At 54.7% G+C, this 17,819-nt stretch carries 14 protein-coding genes and 1 tRNA gene; 10 read left to right on the top strand and 5 right to left on the bottom strand.

Features of this window, described 5'->3' with window-relative positions; genetic code table 11:
• Positions 1 to 13 precede the first annotated feature (13 nt).
• From COW1_RS02405 to galU, 9 genes are all read left to right on the top strand, one after another.
• Positions 14 to 1,180: a DegT/DnrJ/EryC1/StrS aminotransferase family protein gene (locus tag COW1_RS02405; protein WP_201345320.1), complete on the top strand. Its 1,167-nt coding sequence runs from the start codon at positions 14 to 16 to the stop codon at positions 1,178 to 1,180.
• A gap of 6 nt (positions 1,181 to 1,186) precedes the next feature.
• Positions 1,187 to 1,792 (top strand): sugar transferase, encoded by a 606-nt coding sequence (locus COW1_RS02410; protein ID WP_242466479.1) that lies wholly within the window; start codon positions 1,187 to 1,189, stop codon positions 1,790 to 1,792.
• A 57-nt stretch (positions 1,793 to 1,849) separates the two neighbouring features.
• Positions 1,850 to 2,647, top strand: coding sequence for a class I SAM-dependent methyltransferase (locus COW1_RS02415; protein WP_201345321.1), 798 nt, complete (start codon positions 1,850 to 1,852; stop codon positions 2,645 to 2,647).
• Positions 2,648 to 3,490 (top strand): FkbM family methyltransferase, encoded by an 843-nt coding sequence (locus tag COW1_RS02420; protein WP_201345322.1) that lies wholly within the window; start codon positions 2,648 to 2,650, stop codon positions 3,488 to 3,490.
• Positions 3,487 to 4,248 (top strand): FkbM family methyltransferase, encoded by a 762-nt coding sequence (locus COW1_RS02425; RefSeq protein WP_201345323.1) that lies wholly within the window; start codon positions 3,487 to 3,489, stop codon positions 4,246 to 4,248. Before COW1_RS02420 ends, COW1_RS02425 begins: the two co-directional genes overlap by 4 nt.
• 14 nt (positions 4,249 to 4,262) lie before the next feature.
• A complete protein-coding gene (locus tag COW1_RS02430) occupies positions 4,263 to 6,029 on the top strand; it encodes a glycosyltransferase family 39 protein (RefSeq protein ID WP_201345324.1) in 1,767 nt (588 codons plus the stop codon).
• 44 nt (positions 6,030 to 6,073) lie between these two features.
• Positions 6,074 to 7,507, top strand: coding sequence for a glycosyltransferase (locus COW1_RS02435; protein ID WP_201345325.1), 1,434 nt, complete (start codon positions 6,074 to 6,076; stop codon positions 7,505 to 7,507).
• Between the two features lie 300 nt (positions 7,508 to 7,807).
• A complete protein-coding gene (locus tag COW1_RS02440) occupies positions 7,808 to 9,532 on the top strand; it encodes a nucleoside-diphosphate sugar epimerase/dehydratase (RefSeq protein WP_255534310.1) in 1,725 nt (574 codons plus the stop codon).
• A 237-nt stretch (positions 9,533 to 9,769) separates the two neighbouring features.
• Positions 9,770 to 10,675 carry a UTP--glucose-1-phosphate uridylyltransferase GalU gene (gene galU, locus COW1_RS02445; protein ID WP_096366618.1) on the top strand — a complete coding sequence of 302 codons (906 nt, stop codon included), beginning with the start codon at positions 9,770 to 9,772 and terminating at the stop codon, positions 10,673 to 10,675.
• A gap of 201 nt (positions 10,676 to 10,876) precedes the next feature.
• Here galU and COW1_RS02450 read toward each other — a convergent pair.
• A tRNA-Asn gene (locus COW1_RS02450) sits at positions 10,877 to 10,952 on the bottom strand.
• A 193-nt stretch (positions 10,953 to 11,145) separates the two neighbouring features.
• Complete coding sequence (locus COW1_RS02455) at positions 11,146 to 12,333, bottom strand: pyridoxal phosphate-dependent aminotransferase (RefSeq protein WP_242466480.1); 1,188 nt, start codon at positions 12,331 to 12,333, stop codon at positions 11,146 to 11,148.
• 245 nt (positions 12,334 to 12,578) lie between these two features.
• Between COW1_RS02455 and uvrB the strand changes: the two genes are divergently transcribed.
• Positions 12,579 to 14,609: an excinuclease ABC subunit UvrB gene (gene uvrB / locus COW1_RS02460; protein ID WP_201345327.1), complete on the top strand. Its 2,031-nt coding sequence runs from the start codon at positions 12,579 to 12,581 to the stop codon at positions 14,607 to 14,609.
• 504 nt (positions 14,610 to 15,113) lie between these two features.
• Here the strand turns inward: uvrB and COW1_RS02465 are convergent.
• The 3 genes from COW1_RS02465 to COW1_RS02475 are packed head-to-tail and all read right to left on the bottom strand — an operon-like array spanning position 15,114 to position 17,766.
• Positions 15,114 to 15,521: a cytochrome C gene (locus COW1_RS02465; protein WP_096366615.1), complete on the bottom strand. Its 408-nt coding sequence runs from the start codon at positions 15,519 to 15,521 to the stop codon at positions 15,114 to 15,116.
• 20 nt (positions 15,522 to 15,541) lie between these two features.
• The gene (locus COW1_RS02470) at positions 15,542 to 16,612 is read right to left on the bottom strand and encodes a metallophosphoesterase (RefSeq protein ID WP_201346023.1); all 1,071 of its coding nucleotides are present in this window, start codon (positions 16,610 to 16,612) and stop codon (positions 15,542 to 15,544) included.
• A gap of 14 nt (positions 16,613 to 16,626) precedes the next feature.
• Complete coding sequence (locus COW1_RS02475; protein ID WP_201345328.1) at positions 16,627 to 17,766, bottom strand: cytochrome-c peroxidase; 1,140 nt, start codon at positions 17,764 to 17,766, stop codon at positions 16,627 to 16,629.
• Positions 17,767 to 17,819 lie beyond the last annotated feature (53 nt).

Raw genomic sequence — 17,819 nt, forward strand, 5'->3', positions numbered from 1 at the left:
CTCCGACGAAAATATGAGTGATATCGATAGTATGCATATACCGTTTGCGCTTCCATCTATTGGTGATGATGAAATATCAGCGGTCGTCGAAACGATGAAATCCGGCTGGTTAACGACTGGCGACAAGTGCTGTCGTTTTGAAGAAGCTTTTGCTAACTACGTCGGAGCAAAACATGCGTTGACTGTCAACTCTGCAACATCAGGGCTTCATCTCGCACTAGAAGCCGCTGGTGTTGGACCCGGCGACAAGGTTTTAACAAGCCCTTATACATTTACGGCCACTGCCGAAGTTATTCGATATCTGGGTGCGGATCCTGTATTTATCGATATTGACCCAGATACGATGAATATCGATGTTGAACTAATAGAAGAAGCAATCAATACGTCAGTAAACGTTAAGGCGATTATTCCTGTACATATTGCAGGTCAAGCATGCGATATGGATCCGATACTCGATATAGCAAGAAAATATGGATTGGTTGTGGTTGAAGACGCGGCTCATGCACTTCCTACAACCTATAAGGGAAGTATGGTTGGCGCAATAGGGGATATAACGGTATACAGCTTCTACGTAACTAAGACCATTACCACAGGGGAAGGTGGGATGGTGGTCACAGACAATGATGAGTATGCTGGCAGGATAAAAACAATGCGGCTTCATGGGATAAACAGAGATGTCTTTGATAGATATCGATCAACAGTCCCTGCGTGGTACTACGAGGTTGTCGCCCCGGGCTACAAATACAATATGACAGATATTTCTGCTGCTATCGGTTTAGAGCAACTAAAGAAAGCAGACTCGTTCAGAAAGAGAAGAGAACAAATCGCCTGCGCCTATACGCATGCGTTTTCTGGGCTTCCACTGAAGGTTCCGGTGATATCAAGGCCAGATGATATGCATGCATGGCATCTGTATATAATTCAACTTGATACTGAAGCAACCACTATCACTCGTGACAAGTTTATTGAACTGATGTTCGAGCAAGGTATAGGAACAAGTGTCCACTTCATTCCTCTTCACCTACATCCTTATTGGAAAGAAAGGTATGGATTTGAGACAACCTCATTTATGACTGCATTCGACGTCTATAACAAGGTGGTAAGTCTGCCAATATATCCTTCGATGTCAGATAATGACGTCGATCGGGTAATTGCTGCTGTACGATCAATACTGGGCTGATATGGGATGATTGCAAAGCGTCTGCTTGATCTGCTGGCTAGCTATCTAGGGATCATTGTCTTGCTTCCGGTTTTTATGCTCGTGGCGATATTGATCAAGTGCGATAGTGCGGGGCCTATCTTCTATAGACAAAGACGAATCGGACTGCATGGTAAGGAATTTTTCATATACAAATTCAGAACTATGGTTAATGATGCTGATAAATATGGCGCGAGTATTACGGTCGATGGTGATGCAAGAATAACCAATGTAGGGAGAGTCTTGCGCAAAACAAAGCTGGACGAGTTGCCGCAGTTACTTAATATTATTCGCGGAGATATGAGCCTTGTCGGGCCACGTCCGGAAGTACCAGAATACATTTCATTGTATCCAAAAGAATCCCGTGATCTTGTGCTTTCTGTGCGTCCGGGAATCACTGATATGGCATCTATTGCATTCTCTGACGAGAATGCATTTCTCGCCCGGTATGACAATCCGCATCAGGCATATATCGACATAGTCTTACCTAAGAAGGTCGAATACTACGAATCATATGTGCGAAATAGAACCATGCTGTTAGATTTGAAAATAGTTCTACTTACATTACTTAAGGTTGTCGGTGTCAAAGTATGAGTGTTTACTGCAGATGAGTGAATCAATATCTGACATGCTGTTGTATATTTCAAATGCATGGTGCAGAAATTCGCGCTGGTCGGAGCTATCCCTGAGATGAGCCGCAACGATATGCTTTCTTCCCATAAATCAATATGGGATACGAAACCGGAGCTCAGGCGGATCTATGAATCATATTACAGCGAGATAAACGATTCGCTTGTAGGTGGTAGTATCCTTGAACTAGGGGCAGGCTTCGGCGCATCAGTATTTCCAGAAAGATACGTCGTAAAAACCGATATTCAACGCTCGCAGTGGATCGATTTCGTCGCAGATGCTCAGGCATTACCTGTGTCTGATCAGTCTTTTGACAATATTGTCATGCTTGATGTCCTGCATCACATCGAATACCCGATGTTATTCATTAACGAAGCAGTCCGTGTCCTCAAGCCGAAAGGGAGGATCGTCATGATTGAGCCTGCGATCACGCCCTTTAGCTATTGCTTTTATAAATATTTACATCATGAGCCGGTTGATATGACCGTCGATCCCTTCCTCGTTGAACTTCCTGACGTTACAAGGTGGCCATATGACTCAAATCAAGCAATACCAACACTTATGTTTGTCAAAAACAGGTCACTATTCGAACAAATAACCCCGATTCTCAGGGTTGCAACTGTTGAATGGTTAAGTCTTATAGCCTATCCCCTATCAGGTGGGTTCAGTCGATGGTCGCTGCTTCCGAATAGGTTGACTCCGATAATTCTGAAGATGGAGCGGCCTGTATCCAGAATGATTGGGCATTTTTCAGCATTCCGAATGAAAGTTGTTATTGAGAAGCTGGCTTCGGAAGATTTTGATCCCGGAGAACTATAAATGCTTAGGACTGAATCAAAACTGTTGCTTGCACGTCAATTGCATAAGCTTGTTATGAGTGCACGTGCGCTACTAGGTTTGTCTAGAGTGGTTGAAGCTAAGAGGGGTAATATTAATTGGAGCCTTGATCTCAATGAAGGCATAGACTTTTATATTTATTTGTTAGGTCGATTTGAAAAATCTACGGCGAATGTGTATGAGTCGTTGATAAAAGAATCTGATGTTGTAATCGATGTCGGGGCAAATGTGGGTGCACATACCTTGCCATTTGCCCGGCTTGTCGGTACATCTGGGAAGGTTATTGCTGTTGAACCAACCGATTATGCATTTAATAAACTAAGACAAAATATTACAAGGAATCCCGAGCTCTCTGAACAGGTGATCGCGCTTCAAGGCTTCATTGGTTCAGCAGAAACGAACGGTATTCCTAAGACGGTTTATTCTAGCTGGCCTCTATCTCCAGTAGGTGGCAAGCATTCGAGGCATGGGGGCTGGGGGATGGCTACAGATAATGCTAGTTATATGACCATAGACGATTTATGCAGAATATTCGAATTGGATGCGTTGCATCTAATAAAAATTGATGTGGACGGATATGAGCTCGAAGTACTTTCAGGGGCTTTGAATTCAATAAGGCGGTACCGTCCATATTTAATAATTGAGATCGCCCCATATGTTCTTCATGAGCACGAGGTTTCGCCTGGTGAAATCCTTAGTCTTCTACGCGGCTTGAACTATAAAATTACGAGCGAGAAAAGCTTCAAACCGATATCTGATATTGATAACTTTATTTCGAGTATTCCTGATGGTGCTGGAGTGAATGTGGTAGGCATACCGCAATGAAGAGACGCATTCAGTTAATACTATTATCAATCTTTAAGTTAGTTAATAAAATACCTTACCAGAAAGTAACGGCCCTAAAACACCTGAATGATTATCTCTATTTTTTATATAAAGAAAAGCTTGAGGCTGGTGATATATCGAAACTGGAAAAGGAATACATTCCTAATAGCGCCATTATTGATGTTGGTGCCAATATTGGGTTTTTTACGTTATTGTTTTCTGGCTGGGCCGCTTCTTCGTCTGGAAGAGTTATTGCAATCGAGCCGGAAATGGAAAATTACCATAGGCTGTGTCGAAATATTGAGCGGGCGGACCGAGGGTGTATTGTTCATTGTATTAACGCGGCTGCATCAGACACAAATTCAGAGCATTATTTGAAAGTGAATCCAGATCACCCAGGAGATCACCAGTTGGCTGAATCCGGAATACCTGTGAATGGCTTCACGCTGGATCGGATTGCGGATAGCCACAATCTTATGGCTATCTCCCTGATTAAAGTAGATGTCCAAGGGGCGGAATTGAAAGTGATCAACGGAGCGCGAAATATAATATTGCGCGATAAGCCTGCCTTGTATCTTGAGATCTCTGACAATGATCTGCTTAGACATGGGGCATCTGAAAAAGAACTATTTTCCGTCTTGGAAGAACTTGGGTATGAGTTGAAATGGACGAATCCACCTCATGATCACAAGTCGGCATCAGCCGGCGTGGGGTATTATGATGCGTTGTTTCGTCACAGAGACAGGGGCGGTATATAGGATTGTGTGTCGCTATGCTGAAAGATGAAGAAAATCAAATTAATTCCAGCGGTAAACTGGTATCAATCTTCGGCATGGTTAAGTTTAAGCATATATTGATTCTTTATGTTTTGTTTATGCTCGCGCTCGGAGGCTGGCACTCGAAGACGAGATCATTTGACATAAACTGGGATGATTCCCTGCTATATGCCCAGTCAGCACGCGAAATCACCAGGGGGAATGGCTATACCACTAAGTTCATTCTACCGAGTCAACTTTCCAAGCGTGAAGCACAGAACTATCCATTCGAATATCCTCTGTGGACGAATAAGCCCTTATACACAATTTACCTTTCTGGGCTATTCTATTTATTCGGTGAATCGAATCTCACCGCTCTTCTGGGATCATATGCGATATTCTGTCTTACTGGGCTATCAGTTCTACTGATCGTAAATTATTCTTGGGGTATGTGGCCAGCCGTCTGGGCTGTTATTATATACTCCTTTTCGCCTTTTATGATCACTCTATCCACTAGCGGGCTCACCGATATCCTGTATACAGGAATTGTCGCATCAGGGGTTCTTGTGGTTTCGCTGTTGCCTGGAAGGCTGCAGTGGCTCACAGCAATTCTATGCGCAATGATGATACTTACAAGGCCTAATGGTATAGCGCCTGCAATTGTTTTGACGCTTTTGTCGCTATACAAAATTTACCATGATGCAAGGTTAGGCGGGAAAGCAAAGTTGGTGATCGGAATGATTATTTTCTTCTGCTTCGCGCTTGCGGTAACCGTGATCGGATGGCTTAATCACAAATTATACGGTAACCCTATGACATTCTATGATGTTCATGGGTCGTTGCTGTTTTATGACAAAACTGCTGCAGTACCGCATCCGGAGATCAACTATTCATTTACGACTTACTATTATTTGGCGCCAGAGTGGAGCCGAAATGCACCTGATATTTTCGCTGTTATACTGAGCAAGCTCAGTTCCAGTGTGACTACGCAGCTACAGATCTGGAAGGCTGAATTCCGTGCATCTCCTATTCATTCGCTTTTGTATATTGTTCCTTTGCTTTGGCTTCCTCTTATAAAGCGAGACACTGGTTACAGGAAGCTGGTTTTGCTTGTTGTGTTTCTGTTTGTGCTCCAATTCGTATTTATGTTTGCTGCCGCCCCTGGGAGACGATTCCAGGCGTGGGTGATACCATTATTTGCAGTCCTGTCCGGCTATTTCATGTACAGACTCTCTGTGTATTCGATGCTTCGTCTGCGTTCATTCAGGATAGGAATCTTTGCGTTTTCAGTGATTCTTTCCGTCAGTATCGGCGTGTTTACACATTCTGGTATCCGCCAGATTGTGCTACAAAAACCCGGCTATGCCTCAAGTATCTGGGGAAAGGCCTGGGAACATCGGGTCGTGGCGATTCATGCGCTCGCAAATTCGATCGAAGATAAACTGCCGGATAATTCAATTATCATTGCCGTTAACAGGGCGGAGCAGTGGATTGCATGGAATGCAGACAGATACGTTACCCGTATGCCATTAAGAGAAGTTGACTTGCTCGGAATAATGAAAAAGCTATATGCAGATAATTATTATATTGTCGGTCACGTTCCTGTGTGGGAGTACGAAGCTGACGCCATCACTAATCCTGTGACATGGCTCGATAATGGTGATGAATATCTGTCATTGATTGATACATACCAACCAAATGAGGACTATCATAATTTTATCTTTGAATTCAATGCAAGAAAATTCAGACGCGATAATGCAGCTGCAATCTCCATGCTTCCATGACGATCAAAGATCTGCTTTTATGAATACTTATGCATCCGAGTACTATGAATACATATACTGATGAAAGAAAGTTTGAATATAATCGTGAGCGAATGCAGCACTGGAATAATCTCCACTCACATACCAGACAGAGTCATGCGGGGCAAGACTATCGTAAGCGGCTTCTGGATATATATTCGCATAACATACAGCCAGGCAGTCGTATCCTGGAATTGGGGTGTGGGCTTGGTGATCTGCTCTCTCGCTTGCAGCCTGGCTATGGTGTTGGGGTCGACTTTTCATCTGTGGCAATTTCTATAGCTGAACAGAGATTTCAGTCGGTGAGATTTGTGTGCGAAAATGTCGCTGACCTTAATCTGAATGAGACATTCGATTATATTATTTTATCCGATCTGATTAATGACGTTTGGGATGTCAAGGATGTTTTTGATGCGGTTAACCGTCACTGCAGCGAGGACACGCGGGTAATAATCAACTTTTATAGCCATTTGTGGGAATTGCCTCTCAAACTCGCCCAATTTTCCGGGCTTGCACGGCCGACTCTTCTCCAAAACTGGCTCACCCGCCATGATGTCGAAAACCTGCTGTCTCAATCGGGGATGGAAGTTGTAAAATCCACGCAGGAGGTGATTGCTCCGATTAATGCCCCACTGATTGGGCGATTCCTCAATCGCGTGGTTGTCAAACTCTGGCCCTTTAATTACCTCGCTCTGAGCAATTTTATTGTCGCGCGACCCAAACCACAGAGCACGGATTATCATGCTTCGGTATCGATTATTGTTCCCGCACGCAATGAGCAAGGCAATATACGTGAGATAATGCGCAGAATTCCGACTATGGGGTCTCATACAGAGATAATCTTTGTGGAGGGGAATTCCACAGACTCAACATTCGATGAAATATGCAAAGTTATCCGTGATTTTCCAGACCGCGATGCTAAGGTGATTCAGCAACCGGGAGTGGGGAAGGGTGATGCGGTGCGCGCCGGGTTCTCGCTCGCTTCATGCGATATACTCATGATCCTTGATGCGGATTTGTCTGTAGCTCCAGAGGCGCTTCCAGGTTTTTATAATCTTGTCGCCTCTAAGCAATGCGAATTTGCTAATGGCGTGCGCCTGGTGTACCCGATGGACAAAGATGCAATGCGTTTCTTTAACTTGGTTGGGAACAAGTTTTTCAGTGCTGCATTTTCCTGGCTTCTCGGTCAGACTATGAAGGATACATTATGCGGAACTAAGGTTCTTTGGAAATGCGATTATAAGAAAATCGAAAGCAATCGTGACTATTTCGGGGATTTTGATCCCTTCGGAGATTTCGATCTGATCTTCGGTGCCGCATATGCAAATCTAAAGATATCTGACATTCCTGTACGGTACAGGGAGCGTACGTATGGTGATACGAATATCCGTCGCTGGAGTCATGGCATGCTTCTGCTTAGGATGATGCTTGTGGCGATTAGAAAACTCAAGTTTGTCTAGTCTTGTCGAGGCTAAGATTTATTAAACATAGTGACATAAGCTGTTCTTCGATCACTTGCGTTACTGCGTTATACACCATACTGACGACGCCAAGTGAATTATTACATTGAGAGTCCATCTTGGATGATGAGTAAATTGAATAAAAGCCGACTCCAACGCCTTCGCAATCCTGTAGTGGCTCTCGCCCATGATATGTTCATGGTTCCAGTCGCATGGTTCTTCGCGTTATGGTCGAGATTCAATTTTGAGACTGTACCATCCCATCACCTGCATACAGCCGAATTATGGTTGCCGCTGGTGATGGCGCTTCAAGTCAGCGCCTTCGCTTATTTTGGCTTGTACCGCGGGCACTGGCGCTTTGCATCCATGCCGGATCTTATGCGGATTATAAAGGCAGTCGCTGTCGGCGGCCTTGCATCCATGGCCGTGATATTCATGTTCACCCGTCTCGAAGGCATGCCACGATCATTGTTCCCACTTTATATGATCTTTCTCGTTTTTCTTCTAGGCGGCCCCCGGTTTGTGTACCGTTGGCTCAAGGACCGTAAGCTTTATCTGAGTACAGGGAAGCGTGTTCTGGTCGTAGGGGCAGGTCGCGGCGGAGAGATGCTGGTACGGGACATATTCCGTGACGCAGATCAGGGTCTTCAGCCGATAGCTTTCCTTGATGACGACCCCAGAAAGCGTGGCATTGAGATCCACGGCGTGCGTGTTGCCGGTGCCTGTAAAATGATGCCCGGGTTGGTCGATGAGTTGGACATCGATATGGTCATCATCGCCATGCCCTCGGCCAGTTCGAAGCAGATCCGCAATGTGGTGGAACTGTGCGAGGAGGCCGGAGTTGAATTCCGCATGCTGCCCAAAATGGCCGATCTGATTGCGGGTCGTGTCAGCACCGGGGCTTTGCGTGAGGTGTCCATCGAGGACCTGCTCGGACGTGATCCGGTCAAGCTCGATCTGCCCGCGATTCGGGCGGGCATGTCAGGCAAGTGCATCCTGGTGAGCGGTGGCGGGGGGTCCATTGGTTCCGAACTTTGTCGACAGGTTGCGCGTCTGGGGCCGGCGCGTCTCGTCATCGTTGATCACTCTGAGTACAACCTTTATAGAATCGATTATGAACTGACCCGTCAGTATCCTGATATCGAGATTGTCTCGATGCTTTGTGACGTGACGGATCCATCCGCAGTGGATCAGGTATTCGAACGCCACCGCCCGGCGGTTATCCTGCATGCCGCGGCCTACAAGCATGTCCCCCTGTTGGAGCCGCAGGTACGCGAAGCCGTCCACAACAACGTCATCGGTACCCGTACCGTGGCCGACGCTGCAGACCGTTTCGGCAGCGAGATCTTCGTGCTGGTCTCCACCGACAAGGCGGTCAATCCGGCCAACATCATGGGGGCGACCAAGCGTATGGCCGAGATCTACTGCCAGAATCTCAGTCAGCACTCGGCCACCCGCTACATCACGGTACGCTTCGGCAACGTGCTGGGGTCGGCCGGCAGCGTGGTGCCGCTGTTCCTGGAACAGATCCGCCAGGGCGGGCCGGTGACGGTCACCCATCCCGAGATCACCCGCTATTTCATGACCATCCCCGAGGCCAGTCAGCTGATCCTGCAGGCCGGGGTGATGGGCAAGGGGGGCGAGATCTACGTGCTGGATATGGGGCAGCCGGTCAAGATTGTCTACCTGGCCGAGCAGATGATCCGGCTCTCGGGACTGGAGCCGGGCAGCGATATCGAAATCGAATTTACCGGTCTGCGGCCGGGCGAGAAGCTGTACGAGGAGTTGTTCCACGAGAAAGAGACCCTGGTCAGCACCGAGCACAGCAAGATCCTGCTGGCCCGGTACCGCACCTGGGACTGGGAGCGGCTACAGAAGCTGCTGCACGACATCTCGGTGGCCTGCCAGCGGTATGACGAGGACAGCCTGCGTGGGGCGATGCATGAGTTCGTGCCTGAACTCAGCCCCACGCCGCCTGCTGCGCTGCCGTCCAATGTCATTCCGCTGGACTCGCACAAGGCCTGAGGTGGTGTGTGCCACTGCGTCGGGTTACGCTGCGCTAACCCGACCTACAGACTGCAGATAGTGATTACTGGATCCCCGCATTCGCGGGGATGACGGGGAATCTGTTTCGCCTTTGACAGGTGTCACATCTTCACACTTTGTTCCTGTCTGAACACTCCCGGCATGACCTGAATCCTTCGCAGCCCTGTGTTATGCTTGCAGCCGGGTTCGGGTATCTGCGATTACAGGTGTAACAATATGAAAATACAAGTAAAAAAAGCCGTATTTCCAGTGGCGGGGATGGGGACCCGCTTCCTCCCGGCCACCAAGGCCAATCCCAAGGAGATGCTGCCGGTGGTGGACAAGCCGCTGATCCAGTACGCGGCGGAGGAGGCCATCAGCGCCGGGATCGAGGAACTGGTGTTCGTGACCAGTTCCAGCAAGCGTGCCATCGAGGATCACTTCGACAAGAGCTACGAGCTGGAGTCCGAGCTGGAGAAGAAGAACAAGCACGAGCTGCTGGAGATCGTGCGCAATGTCGTGCCCAGCGGCGTGTCCTGTGTCTATGTGCGCCAGCCGGAGGCGCTGGGACTCGGGCATGCGGTGCTGTGCGCCAAGCCGGTCATCGGCAATGATCCCTTTGCGGTGATCCTGGCCGACGATCTGATCGACGGCGAGGGCGGGCGCAGTTGCATTGCCCAGATGACCGCGACCTTCGAGTACAACCGTTGCAGCATCCTCGGGGTGGAGGAAGTTCCGCCCAGCGAGACCGACAAGTACGGTGTGGTCAAGTGCGACGCCATCGCCGAGGGTCTGAGCCGGGTCAGCAATATCGTGGAAAAGCCCAGTCCCGCGGATGCTCCGTCCAATCTGGCGGTGGTGGGACGCTACATCCTCACGCCGCGGATCTTCGAACTGCTGGAGGATACCCCGCGCGGTGCCGGCGGCGAGATCCAGCTTACCGATGCCATCGCCGCGCTGCTGCAGGAGGAACAGGTGCTGGCCTATGAGTTCCAGGGCACGCGCTACGACTGCGGCAGCAAACTGGGCTATCTGAAGGCGACGGTGGAATATGCCCTCAAGCATCCTGAGCTTGCCGATGGGTTCCGGGCATACCTGGACGCGCGTTGCGGCGGTTCCCTCGGCCAACAGGAAAGTGCCTGAGTTATTGCCTTTTATACCCTCACCCCCGGCCCCTCTCCCGGGGAGGAGGGGAAGTTGCTGGTCGGTAGGATGGGTGGAGGCGTCCGTGGCGCCGCAACCCATCGCCTTGGCGGGCCAATGATGGGTTGCGCTTCGCTTCACCCATCCTACGGGAAGCCGTAAACAAAAAAGCCCGCATCGACCGATGCGGGCTTTCGCGTTTGGCTCCCCGGGACGGGCTCGAACCGCCGACCTAGTGATTAACAGTCACCCGCTCTACCGACTGAGCTACCGGGGAAGGGTCTTTCAAAGGCGCACATCTTACTGGAGCCGCCGGATTGGATCAAGAGCGTTAAAGAGCGCCACGGAATACACGGAACACACGGAAAATCCCGGGTTGAAAACCTTTTCCTGCATTGCCGGGCGCGAAGCGCCACGGCAATCAAAATTTCCGTGCTTTCCGTGTATTCCGTGGCGCTCTTGATCTTGCCTTATTCCAGAAACTGACTGATCCGCCGAATCGCCTCCTGCAGCGTCTCCAGCGAGGTGGCAAACGACAGCCGCATGTAGCCGGGCGCCCCGAAGGCCGAACCCGGCACCAGTGCCACGTTGACTTCCTCGATCAGCTTCTCGGCCAGTTCGATGTCGGTGTGCACATCGCTGCGGGCGTCGATCAGTCCCTGCATATCGGGGAAGGCGTAGAAGGTGCCGTGGCCGGGCAGGCACTGCACGCCGGGCAGGGCGTCCAGAGCGGCAACCAGGTAGTCGTGACGCTGTTTGAAAGCCTTGCGCATGGTGGTGATACAGGCCTGGTCGCCGTTGAGCGCCGCACAGGCCGCGGCCTGGGAGACCGCGGCCGGGTTGGAAGTGCTCTGGGACTGGATCTTCTTCATCGCCTGGATCAGCGGGGCCGGGCCGCCGGCATAGCCGATGCGCCAGCCGGTCATCGCGTAGGCCTTGGACACCCCGTTGAGGACGATGGTGCGCTCATACAGGTCCGGGCAGGCGTTGACGATGTTGACGAAGGGTTCGTCCGCCCAGCGGATGTGCTCGTACATGTCGTCGGTAGCGATCAGCACCTGCGGATGGCGGCGCAGCACCTCGCCCAGCGCCTCCAGTTCGGCCCGGTCGTAGGCCATGCCGGTGGGGTTGGAGGGGCTGTTGATCACCACCAGCCGGGTGCGCGGCGTGATGGCCGCCTCCAGCTGCTCGGGCAGGACCTTGAAGCCCTGCTGTATGCCGGCATCCACAATCACCGGGTTGCCGTCGGCCAGCAGCACCATGTCCGGGTAGGAGACCCAGTAGGGCGAGGGGATAATGACCTCGTCGCCGGTGTTGAGCAGGGCCTGGGCCAGGTTGAAGAAGCTCTGCTTGCCGCCGCAGGAGACCAGGATCTGGTCGGGCGCATAGTCAAGGCCGTTTTCGCGCTGGAACTTGTCGATCACTGCCTGCTTCAGTTCCGGGGTGCCGTCGACCGCGGTGTAGCGGGTCGCGCCGGCCCGGATGGCCGCAATGGCGGCTTCCTTGATGTGGTCGGGGGTGTCGAAATCCGGTTCGCCGGCACCCAGGCCGATGACGTCGCGGCCGGCCGCACGCATCTCGGCGGCGCGGGCGGTGACGGCCAGGGTGGGGGAGGGTTTGACGCGCGAGACCCGCTGGGAAAGTGTTAAAGTAGCCAAAGCCGGTTCCTGTGAGCTTGAGATTGAGTGCCAGACCGGCCTGCCATCATACTGTAATTGTGAGGGCCTGTTAACCTGACAATTGCACTGAAAAGTCCACAACATGCACGCGAAAGCCGGTATCTTCAGACCAGTTCCTGTTTGGCGGGCCGGCGGCTGGAGGTCACCGGAAGTGCGATCCAGCCGGGCCCCGTTTTCCGTCATCCCCGCCTGCGAGGGGGTGACACCAATGGATACATCAACCCATGACGCGTGAATTCGAACTTGCCAGCCACATGCAGCCGGCCGGGGACCAGCCCGCGGCCATCGAGGCGCTGGTCGAGGGCCTGGACAGCGGCCTGGCCCACCAGACCCTGCTGGGGGTGACCGGCTCGGGCAAGACCTTCACCATCGCCAACGTCGTGCAGCGCATCCAGCGGCCGACCATCGTGCTGGCCCCGAACAAGACCCTGGCGGCCCAACTCTATGGTGAGTTCCGCGAATTCTTCCCCCGCAACGCGGTGGAGTATTTCGTCTCCTACTACGACTACTACCAGCCCGAGGCCTATGTGCCGTCCTCGGACACCTTCATCGAGAAGGACGCCTCGGTCAACGAGCACATCGAGCAGATGCGCCTGTCGGCCACCAAGGCCCTGCTGGAGCGGCGCGACACCATCATCGTGGCCTCGGTCTCGTCTATCTACGGCCTGGGCGACCCGCAGTCCTACCTGAGCATGATGCTGCACCTGGTGCGGGGCGACCGCATCGACCAGCGCCAGGTCCTGCGCCGGCTGGCCGAGCTGCAGTACACCCGCAACGACGTCGAGCTGCAGCGCGGCACCTACCGCGCACGCGGCGAGGTGATCGACATCTTCCCGGCCGAGTCCGAGCGCGACGCCGTGCGCATAGAGTTGTTCGACGACGAGATCGAGAGCCTGGCCTGGTTCGACCCGCTCACCGGCGAGGTGCTCAACCGGGTGCCCCGGGTGACCATCTACCCCAAGACCCACTATGTCACCCCGCGCCAGACCATCCTGGACGCCATCGACGGCATCAAGGCGGAGCTCAGGGAGCGGCTGAAACAACTCTATGACAACAACAAGCTGGTCGAGGCCCAGCGCCTGGAGCAGCGCAGCCAGTTCGACCTGGAGATGATGGCCGAACTCGGCTACTGCAACGGCATCGAGAACTACTCGCGCTACCTCTCCGGTCGGGCGCCGGGCGAGCCGCCGCCGACCCTGTTCGACTATCTGCCGCCGGACGCCCTGCTGGTGATCGACGAGTCGCACGTGACCATTCCCCAGATCGGCGGCATGTACAAGGGCGATCGCTCGCGCAAGGAGACCCTGGTGGAATACGGTTTCCGCCTGCCGTCGGCGCTGGACAACCGGCCACTGCGCTTCGACGAGTTCGAGCGCCTGGCCCCGCAGGGCATCTTCGTCTCCGCCACCCCCGGGCCCTACGAGTCGGAGCATGCCGGCCAGGTGGTCGAGCAGGTGGTGCGCCCGACCGGGCTGGTCGATCCCGAAATCGAGATCCGCCCGGTGGCCGCCCAGGTCGACGACCTGCTGTCCGAGGCGAAATTACGGGCTGAGGCAGACGAGCGGGTGCTGGTCACCACCCTGACCAAGCGCATGGCCGAGGACCTGACCGAGTACCTGGCCGAGAACGGGGTGCGGGTGCGCTATCTGCACTCGGACATCGACACGGTGGAGCGGGTGGAGATCATCCGCGACCTGCGCCTGGGCGCCTTCGACGTGCTGGTGGGGATCAACCTGCTGCGCGAGGGCCTGGACATCCCCGAGGTGTCGCTGGTGGCGATCCTGGACGCCGACAAGGAGGGCTTCCTGCGCTCGGACCGCTCCCTGATCCAGACCATCGGCCGGGCGGCGCGCAACCTGCACGGCAAGGCCATTCTCTATGCCGACAGCATCACCGGCTCGATGGAGCGCGCCATCGGCGAGACCGAGCGCCGCCGCGCCAAGCAGGTGGCCTTCAACGAGGAGCACGGCATCACGCCCCAGTCCATCCGCAAGGCGGTGGCCGACATCATGGAAGGCGCCAGCCCCGATGCGCCGATCCCCGCCGGGCGTTTCGCCGCGGTGGCCGAAGAGCAGCTGGAATACGGCCGCATGTCACCCGAGCAGCGCCAGCGCCGGATCAAACAACTCGAACAGCAGATGCACGAGCACGCCCGCAACCTGGAGTTCGAGGAGGCCGCGCGGCTGCGCGACGAGATCGAGCACATCCGCCAGGCCGAACTGGGGGTGGGCCTGCATGATGCGGCAACGGGGTGAGGCAGGATCAAGTTCAAGAGCGCCACGGAAAACACGGAAAGCACGGAAAAATACACAAAGGATTGGGGTCAGAGCCGTAGGTCGGGTTAGCCCGAGGGCGTAACCCGACGCTCGCTGCGGGAAATGTCGGGTTACGCTGCGCTAACCCGACCTACGGAATTTCTGATTCATTCGTCATTGCGAGGCGCGTAGTAGCGTAGGATGGGTGAAGCACAGCGAAACCCATCATTGCCCGGCAGAGTGATGGATTGCGGGGCAAGCGCCTCCACCCATCCTACACGCCTACCCTCGTCATCCCGGCGCAATCCGGGATCCAGTGACCGCGGCGATATCTGGATTCCCGCCGGAGCCTGTGCCGGCGCAGGCCGGTACGGGGATGACGGAAATCAGGTGCCTACTGGACCGCAAGCCGCAGGTCGGGTAAGCCCGAAGGGCGTAACCCGACGTGCGGCTATTTTAACTTGTCCGTGCTTTCCGTGTATTCCGTGGCGCTCTTGAGTGTTTTCAGTGCTTCCCCGGTGCCAGCTTCACACCCCGCCGTTCCCAGGTGATGTAGGCCTGCAGCGCCGTCATGCGCGGGTCGTCCAGCGCCAGCGGTTCGGTCTCCAGCGGGTTCTCGATGCACCAGTTGATCATCTCCGAGAGCACCGCCACCTTGCCCAACTGCTGCTGGAACTTGGGGTAGGTCTCCGGGTGGGTGTTGGTGGCGTTGGGATGGCACTGGTCGCAGGAGACCGTATTCTTGCTCTCCAGGCCGCCGTGGAACAGCTTGCTGCCGCGGTCGACCACGGTCATGAACTGTTCCTCCCAGCTCTTGAGGTCCTCTTCGGTGAACTCGTCGGCCTGGACCGCCGGCTGCGCGAGCGTGAGCGCCCCGGCGCACAGGACTGCCTTGGTAATGCGTGTCAGCATGATTGTTCTCCCTTCGATGCTCAATAGTGTTCCTGCGGCGGGATCTGGTTGCCCTCGGCCTGATACTTCGTATCCTCCGGATGGCCCTTGTCCTCGTTGAAGGCGACGACCCGGTTGCTGTTGTCCGGCAGGGTGTAGTGCACATCGATATTGCCGCTGTCCATGTTGATGAACTGCCAGCCGGTGGCATCGCGTTCGAAGAAGGGGTCGGCCCGGTTCATCTCCACTGTCAGCTTGGGCAGATAGCTGGCTTCCTGGCTGTAGGTTGAGGGGTAGGGCCAGGGCCAGGCGGTGGCCATGACGGCGTGGAAACTGATGTTGCCGATCTGGTTGTACTGGATCTGGTGCACATGGCCGTACAGCACGGTGACCTTATTGAACGGCTTGAGCAGGGCCTGAACCTCCTCGGCATCGTCGGTCCAGAAGTTCCAGCCCTTGTAGATCTTCTGCAGCGGCGAGTGCGACAGCACCACGATGGGCGTGTCCCGGTCGACCTTCTCCAGGTCCTTGCGCAGCCATTCGCGCTGGGTCGGGCCGACCATGAAGGGCGAGCCGTTGGGGTTGTCCAGCCGCGCCATCTCCTTCATGCGGGCCATCGGGCTGTCCCAGTCCTGGTGGGTCCACTCGTCGTAGGTCACGATGCTGTTCAGCACCACGAAGTGCACGCCCTTGTGATCGAAGCTGTAATAGTCCGGCCCCAGCTGCTTGCGCCAGTAGTCGCCCAGATCCACGTAGTAGTCGTGCTCGCCCATGACATAGTGCACCTTGCCGCGCAGCGCGCCCAGGATCTCCAGGCCATGGTCGATCTCCTCGGGGATGCCGAGTTGGGCGATGTCGCCGCCGTAGATGATGAAATCCGGACGCGGCGTCATCAGGTTGCACTCGGCGATGGCGCGCTTGAGGCCCATGTCCCAGTTGCGCACGAATTCGTTGCCCTTGATATGGGTGATGTGCGAGTCGGAAATGAAGGCGAAGGTGAAGTTCTGCGGCGATTCCTTGCCGAAGGCGACTTCGACCAGGCTCAGCGGCAGACTGCCGGCGGCCAGCAGGGCGCCGCCGGTCTTGAGAAAGTCCCGTCGTTTGATGCTCATGCTGCGTTCCCTCCTTACTGTGCGTTATTGGCGGCGGACTTGGTGGCGGCGGCGACGCTGGGACTGGTCAGCGCCTTGAGGAAGGCGATCAGGTCCTCCTTCTGCTGATCGGACAGGTCGAGCGGACGGATGCCGCCGCTGAGGAAGGGCGAGACCGGATCGTCGGGATTCACCCGGCCGCCGTTGTTGTAGAACTCGACCATGTCCTCCAGGGTCTCCTGGCTGCCGTCATGCATGTAGGGCGCGGTGAGTTCGATGTTGCGCAGGGTCGGGGTCTTGAAGGCGGCCACGTCGGTCATGTCCTCGCTGACAGCGAAGCGGCCCAGTTCCGAGGCGTCCGGATCGGTCAGCACGGTCTTGTCCACGTCCGCGCCCTCGGCCTTGGCCTGGAGGAACTGCTCGGCGATCCCGGCAACCCGGCCCTGAATGTTCTTGAAGCCGACGCCGATGTTGTGGAAACGGTTGTCGGTGAACAGGGCCTGGGTCTGCTCGACCTGGTGGCAGGACACGCACCGCCCCTGGCCGACGAAGACCTGGAAGCCGCGGATCTGGGCCTCGGTCATGGCGTCTTCCTCACCGCCGAAGTACCAGCGGTCGAAGGGCGAGTTGCCGGCGATCCGGGTGCGTTCGAAGCTGGCGATGGCCTTGGCGACATGATCCATGGTGATCTCGTCCGGGCTCACCTGGAACACCTCGCGGAAGGCCTGAACGTACTGCGGGTCGTTGCGGATGGTCTTCAGGATCGGATCATGGTTTTCCAGTCCCCCCTCGACCGGATTGATGGGGGGCTGCAGGGATTGCGCCTCCAGGCTCGGCTCGCGTCCGTCCCAGAACTGGGTTTCCATATAGGCGGCGTTGATGACTGTGGGGGCGTTGCGGGTGCCCTTCAGGCCCCTGAAGCCTTCCGAGACCGGTTTGTTGTCGGTGAAGGCCTTGGACGGGTCGTGACAGGTGGCGCAACTGACCTTGCCGTCGGCGCTGAAGCGCACATCGTTGAACAGCCGGTCGCCCAGTTCGATCTTGGCCGGCGTCTGCGGATTGTCGGCCGGAATGGGCACCGGGGGCAGGCCCAGCGGCGTGTCCCCGAGCGCGGGCAGCGGACCGCACAACAGGGCCAGGCTCAGGGCGCCGACAGTGGGTAGCTTCTGAAGCATGGCGTTGTCCTCCTTGTTTATTGTTGCGACGGGTCCACAGCCGCCTCCCCCGG

Origin of the sequence: Thiohalobacter sp. COW1, assembly GCF_016629505.1 — a bacterium.
GTDB lineage: Bacteria > Pseudomonadota > Gammaproteobacteria > Thiohalobacterales > Thiohalobacteraceae > Thiohalobacter > Thiohalobacter thiocyanaticus_A.